Below are 15,899 nucleotides of genomic sequence, written 5' to 3'. Positions count from 1 at the left end.
ACTAACAGCTGTTACTCAATTTTAAGTAATAGCTTTTATCACAAAATGTCAACCACTCAATATACATTTAATGACTTAATGTGAAATTCTGACATTCACTCTGTGCTGCATCGAGAAATGAATTAACGTATAGTTGTTCGTTTGATGTTCTATAATTGCTTTTGATTTCAAATGAACTATAAGTTTTTTATTACTAAATAATTTTAACCATAACTTTTTGTTATCACTATTTATTTTTAAGTGTATTACAATTAACTTATTAAATTATCTTTAAGGAGATGTATAAATGAAAAAAATTTTATTTTTATTATTATCAAGTTTCTTAGTATTAGCTGCATGTGGGAATGATAGTAATTCAGAATCAACTAGTAGCAAACAAGAAACTTCAAATTTATCCGCCGAAAAACAAGAAGAAAAGTACAAAAAAGAAACCAAGAAATTAGGTGAAATATTAGCTGAAGCAGGTAAAGGAATAAATGAAGGCATATCGGATGATATTAGTGACGATGACAGTGAGATTAATGAAAAGGATATTAAAGCACTTCAAAAAGAGATTAAAAAATATCGTGATAACACAAAGCATTTAGATAAAGTGAATAAAGAAATTGGAGATTATGCATATAAAACAGCAGATTCTATGATGATTTATGCAGAACGTACTTCTGAGCTAGAAAAATTCAAAAAAAATAACCCTGAATTAGAAGATGCTTATGATTTAGCGAATGCTGATGCTGTTTATTCATTATTAACTGTATTTGAAAGCATTCAAATGGATTATGAAGATTTCGATATAGATTACAAAAAAGAGTATTTAGGTGCTAAAGGTAATGAAGGTGTTACTGATATTCTATCTCTTCAACAAGAAGTAGACATAACTCAGTTAGCTGATGGTTTGGGTGTAGGTATTTCTGAATTCAAAGATAACTTAAATAGTAGCCAAACTAAAGAATTATCAAATAAGGATTATAGAAAAAAAGTTAATAAGAATCTAGTACATGAAGAACCTGATATGTCTAAAAGGCAATATAATGCTATAGTCAAAGATTTTAATGAAAAAGCTCCTAGATTTCTACATTATGATGAAGTGAACAAGATGGTATCAACTACTGAATACAATTATATGATTGATTTAAGAAACGGAGTAGTTGGTGCTGAGACAGATTCAGAAATAGATGATACTGATCTTTCTAGTGAATCTGATTCGATTGAAGAACCTAGTGATGATTCAAATAGTGAAGAAAAAGTTACTAGAAATAATGTAATAGATTATGTAGAAGAGTATGAAGGTGAACCTCTTGATACTGAAATCTATACTTATAAGGAACCCGAAAAAACTGAAGATGACGAATGGGGGTTCTCTTTTACAGATAAACATGGTGAATTAGCTGGCTCATATATTGTTGATGAAAATGGAAATGTTACAAAATATGATGAGAATGGAGAGCAAGAGTAACTATTAATGCAAAATTTATAATTTGGAGTGAAATAAATGAAAAAGGTTTTATTTTTATTATTAGCAAGCTTTTTAGTTTTGACTGCATGTGGAAATAAAGAGGAAAGTAAGTCGGAAGATAAGAAAGAATCTAAATCATCAAGTAAAGATAGTAAGAAAAATGATGAACAAAAAAATAAAAAAGACAAAAAGCCTTTAAGTGATACAGAGAAATTAAAAAAGAACATTGAAAAAGAGTCAGTTACACTTAAAGAATTAGATTTTGTTAATGAAAATGATGAAATACACATCACTATTGAAGTGCCATCTGCCATGTCCAAAAAATCTACAGTACAAGCCATGAAAGCAAATACAGCTGACACATTATATGCAGTTAAAAAAACAAAATTAGATTTTTCTACAGTTGATGTATATGTTTCTCCACCAGATGAAAAACAATATGCAATGACTTCCAGATGGACTTATGATGCTATAAAAGAAATTGATAAAGATAGCGTTTACACTTTACCAGATGAAATGGAAGAAAAGGCTGACGGATTTATGCTTAATTCATATTTCAGATAACTTTATAGAATCGTCCTACTCCCTATATATTTTATCTTTAAGGAACGAAAACAACTTATAAAATTTGTTAAAGTAATGTTTATGATGACACACTATGGTTATATAACAAATAGCCACTACTTAACTACCTTTATATTGATTTATGAGTATATCTCTGAGACCTGCACTAAGTACAGTGCAGGTTATTTTATGTCTACAATATTCATCAAGCTAATTTTTCTTAACTCATCTTCTACATGGATGTATAAGCATTCCTCTAAGTCACCCACCTTGTGAATGATACCCTCTACATTTTCAATGTAACCATCTTTATAATAGCTGACTGTAAGTGATGGATCATGAAACATCTTATATACTAATGTATCATTTAACTCGTTTAATTGATCTTCACTTAATATAGGTCTCTCAATTTTATTTTGGTCTAGTATGTATTGCTCTAACCTCTCATACTGTTCAGGCATAGTCTTGAATGGTTGCCATTTAACCATGCCACGTCCTTGTGGTATGCGTGGATTAAGATATTCACGTGGTATTTTACGATAGTCTGTTTCATTTTTATATTTATCTGGCATCATAGTATCACCTCAATAAATATAATAGAACATATGTTCGTGTATGTAAATAAAAAATAACCACACCATTTAAGATGTGGTTTAATCTCATCCACCAAGATGACTACTTTATTATAACATAAAAACACCCACCAGTTGGTGAGTGTTAGAAAAAGATAGCTAATATTATTGACACTATTATAGATATTCCACTTAAAATAGATGGGATAGCAATACCTTTTTTAAACCTAGAATCAGTAATTTTTTCTTTATTAATTTCATCTTTAAGTGCTAGAGTTGCATTTTTTATTTCTGTTGTTAAAACTTCTTTTGTATTTACTATACTCTGATCTACATTATTAAATCTTGTATCTATATGATTTTTAAATTCTTTGAATTCATTGCTAGTAACATAATCATTATTCATAATATCACCGCCATAATAGTCGCCAGATGCAACTTCTTTTCTACTTTGCCGCACAAACCTTTCTGTTGTAAATATTATACCATGTTTTGTTTTAGTATTGTTAGTAAAATCTATTACGTTAGTTTTTGCTGTTGTCATTGGCTAACTCATTATCAAAGTTTTCATTATAAAATTTTATTAAACCATCCATACCATCTCTTAACGCTAACATAGCTTTAGAATTTACAACAATAGTTTGACTAGCATCTTTCACACCTGGTATTCTTCTTTCAAAAGTTAAAACAAGTTCATCTTCGTTAATATTAAAACTCATTGAATTTGCGTAAAATACATCTTCCGAAATAATTTCATTTTGCTCAACTTCTCTGTATTCCATTTTCTTTTCTCCTTTTTTTAATATAATTAAGTATATATTACACAACTTATTTAAAAATGAATAGACAGAACATAAAAGCGAACATAAAAAATAACCACCCAGTGACATGTGTGGGTAGTGGATATAAAAAAATTTGAGAAAGGCCTTATACATGTAAATAAATTATAACATAAAAAAATAGGGCAAGCACCTAAGTGCCTACCCTTATTTATCATCCCAACTTATCTAATACATTATCCAATATTTGCCTAACTCTTTCTGCAGATACTTCAAATATACGGCCTATTTCTTGATAAGTCTTGCCTTCTGCTAAAAGCCAAAATATGCAAAACTCCTTATCTGTGGCCACTTGTTCCACTAACATTTCTAGCTCATTATAAAATATGCTATCTTCAATATGATTATCGTCTATAGGGACTGTTTCCACTTGATTATTCACACTAAAGAAGTCATCCAACGTTGTATCTTCATCACACTCATTATGATTATTCGTCGTCTTGTAGTAATTCAGTATAAACGCCTTAACTGTCTTTTTATCATACTTCATACATAATCTACTGCCTTTGCCACACGCTTTAATATAACTTCTTTCGTATGTCTTAACGTCAATTCACTTATACCTATCACATCAGCTATAACGTTGTCTGTATAGTTTTTATCGTCCCACCATGACAATTTAATAATCTGTTGCACTTTTACTTGGCTATTGTTGTATACCTCTGTAATACCCTTCACAATCGATTCTAGGTTCATATATTGAAGTTCGTCCATATTGTGAGATTCATTCTTATAAGTGTCTACCATTATGTGATAATTGCGCATGTAACGTTCTAATATAGGATAGTCTACATCAGTCATATTACTAACTCCTCATGTTCTTGATTTAATGAAGCTTTTGTTTCAGTTAAAAAGTTTTGATATATGACTTCACTTTCTTTTTGACGCTGTTTATTGCGTTCTACACGCTTATGATGATGGACTTTATACAAATCTTCCTGTAGCTTATCAATCGTCTTGTGTGGCTTCTCACTGCCATTTGATTGGAAATATCTCATGACTTCTTTTTGCTCTCTAGGTGTGTATCTATGAATGATTTTCTTTAACAGATTCAGTTTCTTAGTGCTATTACGTTTAAAGCGATCGAGTTCATCTTTTTGTTCTATGATCCACAATACTAATTTCTCTAAAGGATAAGACACAGTGGTCACACCCTCTACTTCATCGCAGCACATATGGCTCATATTTAAGTCATACATGGTATTAATCTGTTCTTGTATGGTACGAATCTTACTGTTAATCATCATTGGGGAGTATTGTGTTAAAAGCTCGTATTCGGTAATCTTAGGTTCTTCATAATACCAAAGCACATTTTTACTTCTTTTTAAAATCATTGCAGGCCTCCCTAGCACTTTATTATTTAATCGTTATTATCCATACCAAACTCTTCATATACCGATTGTGGTTTTTTACCATCTTCAAAAAATTCACTGAATGGATCATATTGTTGCTTAGGTTTCGGTTCCATGATTTTAAGCCGAGATTCAACTGTAAGTCCTAACTTAGGCGCAATACTATTTAACTGTGATAATGCATCACGTTTGATTGTATGATTAGGATTAAGTTTTGACCCTCTTTCAGTCACAACTACCGAATCTTCATTTTCTAATCGTTTATTGGCGTTGATGTAATCAGAATAGGCTTGACAATACGTTGATACTAACGCCAAATCTAAGCTCGCTACAGGCAACTCATTAAGTAGTGGATAAATTCTGTACCATTCCTTTGTAGCTTCTGAATCAAGCCAATCAGGTGCTTCTGGTGCTAATTTAGTAAGATTATTCATTGCTTCTTCAGTAGCTTTTCTTTGGTCTTGTACATCTTTTGTACGGTATGCTTTCTGTTGTGATAATAATTTTCTTTGTGACATCCATATCATCTCCTATTAGTATTATATGTATTGAAACAATAATTCATATTAAGCTCTGACAAACGTCTTATAGTGCATTGAAAGGCTTAATAGTCGGATATTAGGCCATAAACGGCTTAAATTAGGCTATTTTATCTATTGATATTGTGAATTTTTACACAATTTTAGCTTTTCATTTCAAGATTCGGTTACGGATAAGGCGGGCTCGTTTAATTCGTTTTCAAAAAGGCTGGGCGCAAATTCAACGCCCCCCTTTAAAATTAGAAATTATTTTTTTCAAATTTCATTTTCTTTTTTATAATCTCCAGTATTATTTTCACTGCCCGATTAAATTATCTATCCCATTAAATTTATTCATAGTATTTAATTCACACTTACTTTATTCAATTATATTTATCGCTAAAAACTTCGCTCTTAATCTATCTATTTAAGCAGCTTTCACGCACTATATATCAGCTTGTAATACTTAATATATAATCATCTATACATGCCCTCTATCGCTCTCTAAATGGCTACAAACACCATTGTATATAAGCAAACCATTCACGCTTAGTCATAACGATTAGTAACTCGTTTGTGCTTCTCATATTGTTGTTACTTATCATCTAATCTAATAACAATAATTAATATTTATTTTTATTATTTGAAATCAGAATATTAATTTAGTTTTCGATTTGCTTTTTAAATTTATTCTCACAAACATTTTTGTAATTCAAATCTCAATTTACTTTTGTCTTTAACATTTACTTTTTGATTTGATGAATGAACTTCACAAATGAATTGAATCAACATATAGAAATCATTAATCTTCTGAAGTTAATCAACAATGAAACTAAACAGAAGAACATCAACAAACAATTAATGTTAATTAAATAAGAACAAATGATTTAAGTTAATTGATTGAATCAATTTAAATTACATTTTGTTTCTTCTCTTTTATTATCAATGAACAATCACAACAAACAAATGAAACTCTTTACACAATGAGTTTGATCACTTAATGTAATGACCTTATAAACTCTGTGTTCAATAGTCTGACCTTTAACATAGGTTGCTTATTCAATGTATCCTTTATTGTGTAGTCCCTCTGCAACTATACCTTTAATATATTGGCATCTCCTTATATATCAGCCACATTCATTCTACCCATACTTTCATCACACCCACTACTTATAAGAAAAGACCACCACCAATTAATAGTGATGGCCTAAACCAACGTACAGAAGAACTAGGAACAAATGAAAATAACAAGGAGTTAAATGCCCAATGGCTAATTTAGACTTTAATACTGAGCGCTCAACATTAAAGATTTAGTATATCTTTAATATCTATATTATACCATGAACGCTGTCATAATACCACTTTACATTACCTAGTATTAATAGAAATTGCTTTTATTTTACCAATCTTTTCAATGAGCTTATTCATCGATGTAACTTCATCTGTATAGATTTGTACACTCTTAACTTTGTTATGCTGCACTAACTTTATAAATTCTTGCATAATTGGTTTGTCATCCACTTCTATAGACAGTCCATACAGTCCTTTATTAACTACCACTGTTAAATTGCCACGATGTATCGATGCTAGGATATTACTATCCTTATTGTTGTCTAACATCACACATAGCTTGTCATTGTCTTTTAATGCTTGAAATACATTGTTATCTAACTCATATGGTTTAAATGTCTGATAGTTAGGATCTACTGTTTTGGTCGTTCCCATTTCTACAGGTTTATCAGTTATAAGTGCTTGTACTGTAATTCGATTCTTTTGCTTATTATATTTAACGTTATTATCTGATTGTTTGATTGTTGTTAGCATATACTCACATCCTTACCATTGTTTCTTGCCATAATGATATTGTTGGAACTCATCACGAGAAACGGCATCTAATGCTTGTTCGACTTTCCATGCATAACCACGTGGCGTTGTTTGTTCATTGTATTTATCACCATCACCTAAATTAATTTCGTGGGCTAACATTTGGCCTTTATACTGGTTGTGAATGTTACCAGGATTATTTTTCTCTTGCTTAACATAACGTTCACGAGATATACGACGACCAGCCTCATTTTTATTCTCAATCATTTTACGATACACTTTCACAACATCTTGCAGTTTATCCTGCATCTCTTTCGCTAGTTTTTGATGTTCATCCTTAAATCCTGTCATTTCTTTGTTGTATGCCTTGTAGAACTGGTCAAATTCTTCTTCAGTTACTTTATAATCTGATGAGTTAAGTTGTTCGTCGACTTCGATTAATTCTTGTTCTAAATCTGATTGTAGAATTTTTAATTTTGTTGCTTCTGCAAATTCATCATTATTTTGATAATGTGTAATTTTACTATTAAGCTGTTTAATACGATTTGTTAGCTGTTGGTACTTCTGCTTAACCTCTTTTGCCTTAACACCCTTATCATAAATTTGATTATCAAAGATATTGATTGTATTGTCTTGTACTGTTTTTACCATAATTAAATGCCTTCTTTCTTTTTTGATTTATTATTCGCTTTATTGTACTAAAGTCTTTCTTATTTCTAGCATATTGCCTTACCAGTGAATCAATATACCTAACAGATACATTGTTCACATGGGTAGGTAAACGCGCTAGAATCTGATGTGCTATCCGTTTGTGATTCATGGAAACACTCCCTTAAATTATTTTCTGTGTATTACCTTTAATATGGTGTGTCGGCATAACATAGTGACTATTTCTATCAATTTCTAACATACGTTTACCATCTCTGTATTTCTGCCAATATTTAGCATCTGCAGTGAGTTTATTAATTTCATCTAGTAAATAATTAATCGCTAAATGATCACCACGTAAATATATTGTCATATGCCCTACACTGTTATAGTTGAGTTTCAAATTGTACCCTCTTAACCACAAGAAAATTGATTCAGTATTTAACCTTGATTGCAGCGTTGCCTGTCCTAAACTCGACAAACACCAATCACATGTTATAAAGTCTATTTCTAAATAGTGATACTTGCCCTGTGTTTTATAAATGTGACAAATGGGTTTGTTAGCAATTTCTAAATTCTTAATGTCATTAAAGTGGAGTTTCTTATTATTTAATTTGAATGATTTCTTATAGCTCATTTTCTTCATCCTCTATTCTTTTTAATATATCCCAAGTAATCTTTAGTACGTGCCATTACTAATTCAAAACCACCATGAGCAATCAATTTATAACTGGTACGTCTATTAGTATTAGGTACATAACTTTCACGCCATACCACCCATTTTTTATCAATGTATTCAACATAGACTGCCGATATTTTACTTATTGAACAAAAATACATTTCTTCTGGTATGCCAACAATTAACCCTATTTTTTCAGCTTGTTTATCATAATTTATTTCAATATTAGTAGCCTGCACTTCTTACAGTAGCCTCCCAACTTCTCTCATCGAAAACGTCACCATTTTTATTATCCCCAATCAATATACGCAACGGTTCAATGTCGATGTTACATTGCTTCGCATAACTTGCTGCTTTATATAAATCATCATTCCTATATTCGCTTTCACCATTTACAATACGTTGATATGCTTGTTTACCTAATCCACCTTTGCCAGCACCTAAATGGTCAAAACTGTGGTCTGATAGCACTTGTTTCATAGAATATGGCTCTAACACTTGTTGGGTATAATTACCACGTTTAGAAAAAATGCGATTTTCAAATTCTCCATTATATTCTGTTACATCTTTTTTATTGTGTTTATAAATTCCTTTTTTTGTTTGACTATTTGCTAACACAAAATAGTTGTTATCATGTGCCTTTATATCTACTGATGGTAAGTAGTCTATTTTTTGACCGTATTCAACGTCATCACGTTTCTTGAATATTATGTGCTTTCCATCACTAGGCGTTGTTTGTACCAATGTATTTTGTGCATTGGCAACAATCTCTTTATAAAAAGGAATCATCTTTAAACTTTCAAAACCGTTTTTATCTTTACTATGATCTACATCAATATCGATACACCACACGCCACGTGTAAGCACACCCAGTACATGCGTTTGATGATACAAACTTGAATGATATTCAATGAAATCATCGGTAACATCTATATCTGCAAAAGTAACACTAGGTTTTTTATGCTGATTCAAAGGTATAACTTGAATATTCTTTTTTAATAAATATTTTGCTACATGATAACCTGTCATTGAATGCCTCCTTTACTAACCCTTGTAACGCTTATTTTTTCTATAGTAGTAAACCATATTTGTATTTATAAAAAACGCTATAGAAATTAGAGTTAAAAGAGTTAGTGGCTGTTATTACAACGTTTCAAGAGTTATGATAAGAGTTAGCAAGAGTTATACTAACTCTTAATCTTCGGAAATTAATTCTAGTGCCATATTAAATAATTCTGCATTCCCAACATTATGCACTCTAGTATTAACACCATCTATCCATTTTTGATTATTTATACTAACCCCAATCTTTTTCATATCACCCTTAGCTTGCTTGTATCGTAAACTGTTATAATCTTGTTCAATTAGCTTTTGTAACGTTTCATCCCCAGCAAATATAAAATTTTGCCTAGATAATGCTTTCAATAAAGAAACTTGAGTTTCCGTCAATTCATCTTCGCTAAAATAATGTTTAAGTGTTACATCATTAAAATTAAATTCTCGACCAATTACTTTCAGATACTCTAAGCTTGTAATCAAGAATGAAACTGCGGCTGCTACTGATTTTTTACCATTCGGTTGCACAAAATCCCAATAAGGCTTAAATATTTGATAACGTTCTTCGTCTGTTTCGTTAAGGGGTCTATCTTTAAGTGAAATCTTAATTGTACGTGTCGTATTCGCTGTAATCTCCCCTGTGTCCACACTTTCATTTGTATCAAGAATTAATACTGCGTTATTTTTAAATGTGAATGCATTTCTGCCTATCCCACGACCAGAAATAACTTCACCAGTAGCAATTTTTCTCAATATGCGCATCATTACTTTTGTGATTTCACCAGTTTCATTCGCATGTGCAATATCTGCACCGTAAAAATTCATCCATTCATTAGATGCTTCAAATCCACCTGAAATTAAACTGTCAAAATTCACTTTATTAACTTGTAAAAGTGCATCAAATGTAGTCATTATCAACCCTTTACCAGAACGGCCAAAATCTTTCATAAGGAACCATTTTTCAGCTTGTATAAGATTCATCTTGCGATACATTGTGTAAGCGTGCATTAACATTAAATTATTTTTACTTTTATCATTTTCTGTAACTAGATCATAGAATTTTTTAGGTGTATTTGTATCAATCGCTGATGCATTAACATCATATTTTTTAGCGTATAATTCATCTGAATTGAGTGATTTTTTCTTAAACTCTAAGTTTCTGCAATCGTATATCCAATCATTACCAGCAATGGTATATGGAAGGATATTGTAACCATGTTCTACATTTAAGTGTTCACGGTACATTTCAAGCATCACTTCCAAAAAGTCGTTTATCTGATGCTTATTATCGACCGGATAATTTAGTGCAAAATTCGTATCGTCTATCACTTCATACGTGTTACTTTTTACTATTAAAAATGCATCTAATTCATCTGAATAAATCACTTTATCTGATATGAGATCAGCTATAAATCTTGCGTAATTGTTGAATACATCTGCTTTAAATGTAGATTTCTTTTCTTCTTCACCGTTATCATTTTCAGTAGTTTTTGTGTAAATCGTTCCATAAATAACTCCAATTTCTTTAGGAATTATGATATAATCTAAAGTAAGATTATTAATGTAATCGCCTATATCACTTTTTTCACGATGATATAAATTCCCTTTATTATTAAAGATTTGTTTATCACTAGAGATAGAAGCGAAATTGATTCGCTTACTAATCTCCTTGATTCTGGATAAACTCGTTGTATTGATATAATCTAAATTTGAATGAAACTCAAAATGTTTTTTATATAGTGTTGTTTCGTCCATACAACCATCCTTTCATTTATGTTATATTCTTGTTAGGTATTTAACTAAATATCTGTGTTTAAGCGTTATCTGTTGAGTTTGCCGACTGTACAGATGCGCTTTTTTCTTGCTCATTTTTAACAATCATTACTATTTCATCATTCATACGTTCATTATCTTCTCTAACACTTTTTAAAATTGATAACGCAACATAATGTGACTTCCAAGCATTATTAATTTCTTGTTGTAACCTAAATTCATTGTTTTTGATTGCCCATTCTCTAGTTTGTTCTACTGCTTCAATCTCTGTTGCAAGATAATCCATACACGATTGAATCTTATTTCCTAAATCTGCATATTCTACTGTTTCTTCTAATTTTTTTGAATAATTCATTTTATTTTTCCTCCAATAATTGTTTTCTAATTTTTCTATCGTTAAACCATTCTGTTATTGCCCACGATGTAATAGCTAGTGGACTATATATAGCTAGGCTATTAAAAATATCTTCCGTCACATAACCTACTGCAAATGATGTCAATGAGCTTGCTGTAATAAGTGTTCCGAATAATTTCATATTGTATTCACCTCCTATTGTCCTACTGAAATTGAATTACTGAATAAATCATCGATTGGCATTTCATATAATTCAGATAAAATTTTCGCTTCTGGTAGTGTGAACGGACTTTTGCCAATCTCTTTTATTTGATAGCGCTGTGGTGAAATACTAAGTTTCTTCGCAATTGCTTTCTGCGTGTGACCATGTTCCTTACGTGTGATGTACAAAATGGGATATGCTAAATTTGTCATTTTGTTTCCTCCTTAATTTCAAAATCAAACAAATATTCCATACTTACACTTAGATTTTCCGATATTTTTTTTGCCATCTTAGGACTTGGAGTAGCTTTGTTATTAACGATCAAACTTAGATATGAAAGTGAAATGCCACTAATTTTAGAAAAACTTCTTAAACTGTGCCCCCTTTTTGCAATTAAATATCTCAATTCAGGTATATTAGTTTTTGTCATAATTTCCCCTCACTTTTTGTTACTTATTTAAGTAACATTTATTTGGTATACATTTAATATAAACTAATTTAAGTTACATTACAAGCACAAATTTCAAAATGTTATCTATTTTTGTTACATTTATGATAAAATCATTTTGAGGTGATTTATATGAATCAAGATGGAACATTAGGTAAAGCAATAAGGAATGCTAGAAAAAGTTATCCACTTACACTTGAAGAATTAGGTGAAAAGGTAGGTGTGACTCATGCATTCTTGTCACGTGTAGAAAACAACAAAGTTATCCCAAATGATGAGTTGCTCATAAAAATAGCTAATGTATTAGATTTCAATGATAGTCAAGATTTTTTAAATGAATTCAGAATATTAGCAGGTAGTTATGAAAATATAGAAGAAAATACATCATTTTTTAATGATTTGAAATCTAGTGGTAGATTAGAAATTAATACATTTAATAACAAAAAGAAAATTGTTGATAAACCATTTTACAAATTAAATTATCTGTTTGAAACTGAAAACAAAATTTTTTATGATATTAAAACTTCTATTTTTGGTGAGAAAGTTGCAACTGTAGAATTACCACATGATGTATTACATCAAATATATAAAATGATAAATTTAGAAATTATCAAAACAATTAAAAACAACCCTAGTCTTTTAAAAAGTATTCAAAATCCAGAAGTTATTGAAGAGTATCAAAGTGAAAGAATAGAAAAAAAATCTCAATTCATTGAATATATGAAGTACCTAAATAAAACAGATTCTATAGAAAATTTTATTCGTGAAATATATGATGACGAATATTTAACCTAATCGAGGTGAAACATCATGCAACATGACTTAAAACTATCACACAACATCTATAAAGATGCTAAACGTGGTACATATTACTTCCGTATCAAATACTATGAAAAAACTGGTGAGCGAAAAGAAATTAAGCGTACTGGTTATAAGCAACGTAAGGAAGCTGTGAAGGCTTGTAATGCTTATATGGATGAATTAGAGGGTATTGGCAAAATTAATCAATTGCCTTTTGATAAGCTAGTGGAAGAATATATTGAATGGTATTCTGCACGTCGTAAGGCATCAAGTTTGAAATCACTTAAAACACATGCAAATAATCATTTAGTACCTTATTTTAAATCAATGGACGTATTCAACATGACTACACAAGATGTGATGAAGTTTCAGAATAAGAAAATGAAGGAAGCACATTCAGGGGAATATTTGAAGAAAATGCATGTATTCTTGGTGTCTATATTGAACCATGCTATGAAGTATCATGATCTAAAACAAAATGTTGCATCATTAGTAGGTAATTTTGAAATTGAGACGCAAAAACGCTTAAATTACTGGACGTTAGAACAATTCAATCAATTTCACAATATGCTGCCTAATTTGCAACAAAAAGTATTTTTCAAGCTATTATTCATGAGTGGCGCACGTAAGGGAGAGATTAGAGCGCTCACATGGGACGATGTAAACTTTGAGGATGATTATATCCATATAAACAAAACGGACTATCACGGTGAAGTGACAGCCCCTAAAACGAAAGCGTCCACACGTGATATATACTTACCTGCTCACATGATGGACGACTTACAAGAATATTTAATTTGGTATAAAGATAATAATATTTATAAATCTAATTATGTACTATTTGGCACATTTTTTAAAGCATTTAGTGAAAGTGCTATTGATAGATGGTTTACTGGTACACTTAAAAAACTTGATGAAACATTGCCTGACGGTGAAACGTTCCCACGTATTGTTATTCATGAATTAAGGCATTCTCACGCATCTATGTTAGTCAATCATGGTGCTAGTCCTATGATAATTGCACAGCGATTAGGCCATTCATCTACAGAAGAAGTTACATCACGTTATGGGCATTTGTACCCGTCCACTCAAAAAGAAATTATAAAATATTTATGAGGTGATTTATGAAAAAAATTCCGTATAAATACTGGATAATAATTGTAGTATTCTTTGGTTCACTTGCATTTTCTAAAAACTTCAGATCATATATTGTCAGTCATCATATTGATTTGTTAAAAATTATAACACCTATGTTAATTGCTTATTTAGTGTATAAATACACAACAGATAATCATAAGAGAACCTTATTAAATGAATTAGATTCCAAATCAGAATGGAGAAAGACCTTATTTACTATTGCAGGTAAAAAGAAAATAAAAATCAAAGACGTTTATCAATTAAGAGCAAGTTTAAGGTTTACACATAAAAATGAAAGCGAATATCTAAATAATGACTATTTTGATAATATGAATATACTTATTATAAAATATTGCGAGAAAATAATTAATAAAGATTTAATATTAAAAGATGACTTAATATTAAATAATAATTCACAAGAAACTATTAGACTATTTTGCAGATACATGTTAGCTGATCATTGGGAAAAAAATCAAAATAAAGATTTTAAATTTAATAATCCTGAAAAAGAAATTGAACTATGTAACTACACACTTAATAAATTTTTATTAATAAATTCCATATCGTTTAATGATAAAAATACTAAAAATAACTTCTTCAATTTATTTAATGATGTCAAAATATATATTAAGACAATGACACCCTAAATAAGGGTGTCTTTTTATGTGCTGGGGCATATCTGGGGCAATATTGGGGCAACAAAAATAAAAAGCCCACAACCACATGGGTTGCAGGCTTAATAATGGAGACGGCGGGATTCGAACCCGCGTCCAGAGGTCCTGATACTAATCTTTCTACGTGTGTAGTCTATCAAGGCATTTCGCACAATGTTAGGTGATAGACAGCCGACATTGTGCTAGCTTGGTTAATCTCTTCTAGGCAGACTTCAAGCGGCAGTGCCTAGCGTATCCTATTAAAGTTGAATCGCGTTAACTGCACATAGGAAATGCAGTTAGGCGATGCAGAGTGCTATTACGCAGCTACTGCGAAATTATTGTTTGATTTGTCAGTTAATTTTTAACTGTGTGTGTTGGTGCGGAGACAACCCTCCGACACGCTTAACCAGCTCGGGGACCCCTGTCGAATCCAAAAACGTCCCCCTAATAATATAATGTACTTTCTGCAGACTTTAAACTATACATCTTTTTCAGAAAGCACATATTATATTACCAAAGATCGGTGTCTTTGGCAATATTTTCGCTTAATAACGCGCTTTAAGTGCTCTATCTACATCACGTTTCATTGCTTTTTCTTTCAATGCTTGACGTTTATCATGTCTTTTCTTACCTCTTGCAACGCCAAGTAAGACTTTACATTGACCGTGTTTTAAATAGAGTTTTAAAGGGATAATTGAGTAACCAATTTCTCTTGTACGTTCGCCTAATTTCAATATTTCACGTTTGTGTAATAGGAGTTTACGTGAACGACGAGGGTCATGGTTAAATCGATTACCTTCTTCATATGGAGCAATGTGCATATTGTTTAAAAATATTTCGCCACGATTTACTTGCGCATAGCTATCTTTAAGGTTTGCACTGCCACGACGAATGGACTTGATTTCCGTCCCTTTTAACACAATGCCCGCTTCAACCGTATCTTCAATATTAAAATCATGTCTTGCTTTACGATTTTCAGCTAACGTTCCTGGTGATTTTTTCTTTGGCATTGAGTTTCACCT

23 protein-coding genes and 1 other RNA gene are annotated in these 15,899 nt (G+C 30.9%); 5 read left to right on the top strand and 19 right to left on the bottom strand.

From position 1 onward, the window contains the following. Positions 1–286 precede the first annotated feature (286 nt). On the top strand, positions 287–1,453 hold the full coding sequence (locus KA900_RS01515; protein ID WP_204178013.1) for a hypothetical protein: 1,167 nt from the start codon (positions 287–289) through the stop codon (positions 1,451–1,453). Positions 1,454–1,489: 36 nt separating this feature from the next. After that, positions 1,490–2,017 carry a hypothetical protein gene (locus KA900_RS01510; protein ID WP_210122503.1) on the top strand — a complete coding sequence of 176 codons (528 nt, stop codon included), beginning with the start codon at positions 1,490–1,492 and terminating at the stop codon, positions 2,015–2,017. Between the two features lie 182 nt (positions 2,018–2,199). Here the strand turns inward: KA900_RS01510 and KA900_RS01505 are convergent, their stop codons facing one another. From KA900_RS01505 to KA900_RS01425, 17 genes are all read right to left on the bottom strand, one after another. Beyond that, the gene (locus KA900_RS01505) at positions 2,200–2,592 is read right to left on the bottom strand and encodes a YolD-like family protein (RefSeq protein WP_210139203.1); all 393 of its coding nucleotides are present in this window, start codon (positions 2,590–2,592) and stop codon (positions 2,200–2,202) included. Between the two features lie 142 nt (positions 2,593–2,734). Further along, on the bottom strand, positions 2,735–3,133 hold the full coding sequence (locus KA900_RS01500) for a hypothetical protein (protein ID WP_210139202.1): 399 nt from the start codon (positions 3,131–3,133) through the stop codon (positions 2,735–2,737). Next, the gene (locus KA900_RS01495) at positions 3,114–3,371 is read right to left on the bottom strand and encodes a hypothetical protein (protein WP_210139201.1); all 258 of its coding nucleotides are present in this window, start codon (positions 3,369–3,371) and stop codon (positions 3,114–3,116) included. The genes KA900_RS01500 and KA900_RS01495 overlap by 20 nt, the downstream gene beginning before the upstream one ends. A 211-nt stretch (positions 3,372–3,582) precedes the next feature. Continuing rightward, positions 3,583–3,918, bottom strand: coding sequence for a sigma factor-like helix-turn-helix DNA-binding protein (locus KA900_RS01490; RefSeq protein ID WP_210139200.1), 336 nt, complete (start codon positions 3,916–3,918; stop codon positions 3,583–3,585). Then, positions 3,915–4,229 carry a hypothetical protein gene (locus tag KA900_RS01485; protein ID WP_210139199.1) on the bottom strand — a complete coding sequence of 105 codons (315 nt, stop codon included), beginning with the start codon at positions 4,227–4,229 and terminating at the stop codon, positions 3,915–3,917. The genes KA900_RS01490 and KA900_RS01485 overlap by 4 nt, the downstream gene beginning before the upstream one ends. Further along, the gene (locus KA900_RS01480; RefSeq protein ID WP_145373099.1) at positions 4,226–4,762 is read right to left on the bottom strand and encodes a pathogenicity island protein; all 537 of its coding nucleotides are present in this window, start codon (positions 4,760–4,762) and stop codon (positions 4,226–4,228) included. Before KA900_RS01480 ends, KA900_RS01485 begins: the two co-directional genes overlap by 4 nt. A gap of 26 nt (positions 4,763–4,788) precedes the next feature. Next, entirely contained in the window at positions 4,789–5,298 is a 510-nt protein-coding gene (locus tag KA900_RS01475) for a phage terminase small subunit P27 family (RefSeq protein WP_069805117.1), read from the bottom strand. Positions 5,299–6,666: 1,368 nt separating this feature from the next. Further along, the gene (locus tag KA900_RS01470) at positions 6,667–7,122 is read right to left on the bottom strand and encodes a hypothetical protein (protein ID WP_210139198.1); all 456 of its coding nucleotides are present in this window, start codon (positions 7,120–7,122) and stop codon (positions 6,667–6,669) included. A 12-nt stretch (positions 7,123–7,134) separates the two neighbouring features. Further along, a complete protein-coding gene (locus KA900_RS01465) occupies positions 7,135–7,773 on the bottom strand; it encodes a hypothetical protein (protein WP_210139197.1) in 639 nt (212 codons plus the stop codon). A gap of 181 nt (positions 7,774–7,954) precedes the next feature. After that, entirely contained in the window at positions 7,955–8,407 is a 453-nt protein-coding gene (locus KA900_RS01460) for a hypothetical protein (RefSeq protein ID WP_245339139.1), read from the bottom strand. A 5-nt stretch (positions 8,408–8,412) separates the two neighbouring features. Then, entirely contained in the window at positions 8,413–8,688 is a 276-nt protein-coding gene (locus tag KA900_RS01455; RefSeq protein WP_210139195.1) for a pathogenicity island protein, read from the bottom strand. Continuing rightward, positions 8,675–9,478: a bifunctional DNA primase/polymerase gene (locus KA900_RS01450; protein WP_210139194.1), complete on the bottom strand. Its 804-nt coding sequence runs from the start codon at positions 9,476–9,478 to the stop codon at positions 8,675–8,677. The genes KA900_RS01455 and KA900_RS01450 overlap by 14 nt, the downstream gene beginning before the upstream one ends. Positions 9,479–9,643: 165 nt before the next feature. Further along, complete coding sequence (locus tag KA900_RS01445) at positions 9,644–11,260, bottom strand: phage resistance protein (protein WP_210139193.1); 1,617 nt, start codon at positions 11,258–11,260, stop codon at positions 9,644–9,646. A 58-nt stretch (positions 11,261–11,318) separates the two neighbouring features. Further along, positions 11,319–11,633, bottom strand: coding sequence for a hypothetical protein (locus KA900_RS01440; protein WP_107636885.1), 315 nt, complete (start codon positions 11,631–11,633; stop codon positions 11,319–11,321). 1 nt (position 11,634) lies between these two features. Then, entirely contained in the window at positions 11,635–11,814 is a 180-nt protein-coding gene (locus KA900_RS01435; RefSeq protein ID WP_207573010.1) for a hypothetical protein, read from the bottom strand. Between the two features lie 14 nt (positions 11,815–11,828). Then, positions 11,829–12,047, bottom strand: coding sequence for a helix-turn-helix transcriptional regulator (locus KA900_RS01430; protein ID WP_210139192.1), 219 nt, complete (start codon positions 12,045–12,047; stop codon positions 11,829–11,831). Next, positions 12,044–12,265, bottom strand: coding sequence for a helix-turn-helix domain-containing protein (locus tag KA900_RS01425; protein ID WP_186330654.1), 222 nt, complete (start codon positions 12,263–12,265; stop codon positions 12,044–12,046). Before KA900_RS01425 ends, KA900_RS01430 begins: the two co-directional genes overlap by 4 nt. 150 nt (positions 12,266–12,415) lie before the next feature. Here KA900_RS01425 and KA900_RS01420 point away from each other — a divergent pair, with 150 nt between their 5' ends. Genes KA900_RS01420 through KA900_RS01410 form a run of 3 tightly spaced genes read left to right on the top strand, consistent with a single transcriptional unit; the run spans position 12,416 to position 14,868 of the window. After that, the gene (locus KA900_RS01420; RefSeq protein ID WP_210139191.1) at positions 12,416–13,078 is read left to right on the top strand and encodes a helix-turn-helix domain-containing protein; all 663 of its coding nucleotides are present in this window, start codon (positions 12,416–12,418) and stop codon (positions 13,076–13,078) included. Between the two features lie 15 nt (positions 13,079–13,093). After that, on the top strand, positions 13,094–14,200 hold the full coding sequence (locus KA900_RS01415; RefSeq protein ID WP_210139190.1) for a site-specific integrase: 1,107 nt from the start codon (positions 13,094–13,096) through the stop codon (positions 14,198–14,200). 8 nt (positions 14,201–14,208) lie between these two features. Continuing rightward, the gene (locus KA900_RS01410; RefSeq protein ID WP_002476194.1) at positions 14,209–14,868 is read left to right on the top strand and encodes a hypothetical protein; all 660 of its coding nucleotides are present in this window, start codon (positions 14,209–14,211) and stop codon (positions 14,866–14,868) included. Positions 14,869–14,961: 93 nt separating this feature from the next. Here the strand turns inward: KA900_RS01410 and ssrA are convergent. Both ssrA and smpB read right to left on the bottom strand, forming a co-directional pair. Beyond that, positions 14,962–15,321, bottom strand: a transfer-messenger RNA (tmRNA) gene (gene ssrA, locus KA900_RS01405). A 101-nt stretch (positions 15,322–15,422) separates the two neighbouring features. After that, a complete protein-coding gene (gene smpB, locus KA900_RS01400; protein WP_096810651.1) occupies positions 15,423–15,887 on the bottom strand; it encodes an SsrA-binding protein SmpB in 465 nt (154 codons plus the stop codon). Positions 15,888–15,899 lie beyond the last annotated feature (12 nt).

Source organism: Staphylococcus sp. GDY8P120P (assembly GCF_017892065.1).
In the GTDB taxonomy this organism is placed as follows: domain Bacteria; phylum Bacillota; class Bacilli; order Staphylococcales; family Staphylococcaceae; genus Staphylococcus; species Staphylococcus nepalensis.
Note: the sequence above shows the minus strand (reverse complement) of the source record. Positions and strands in the feature narration are given on the sequence as shown.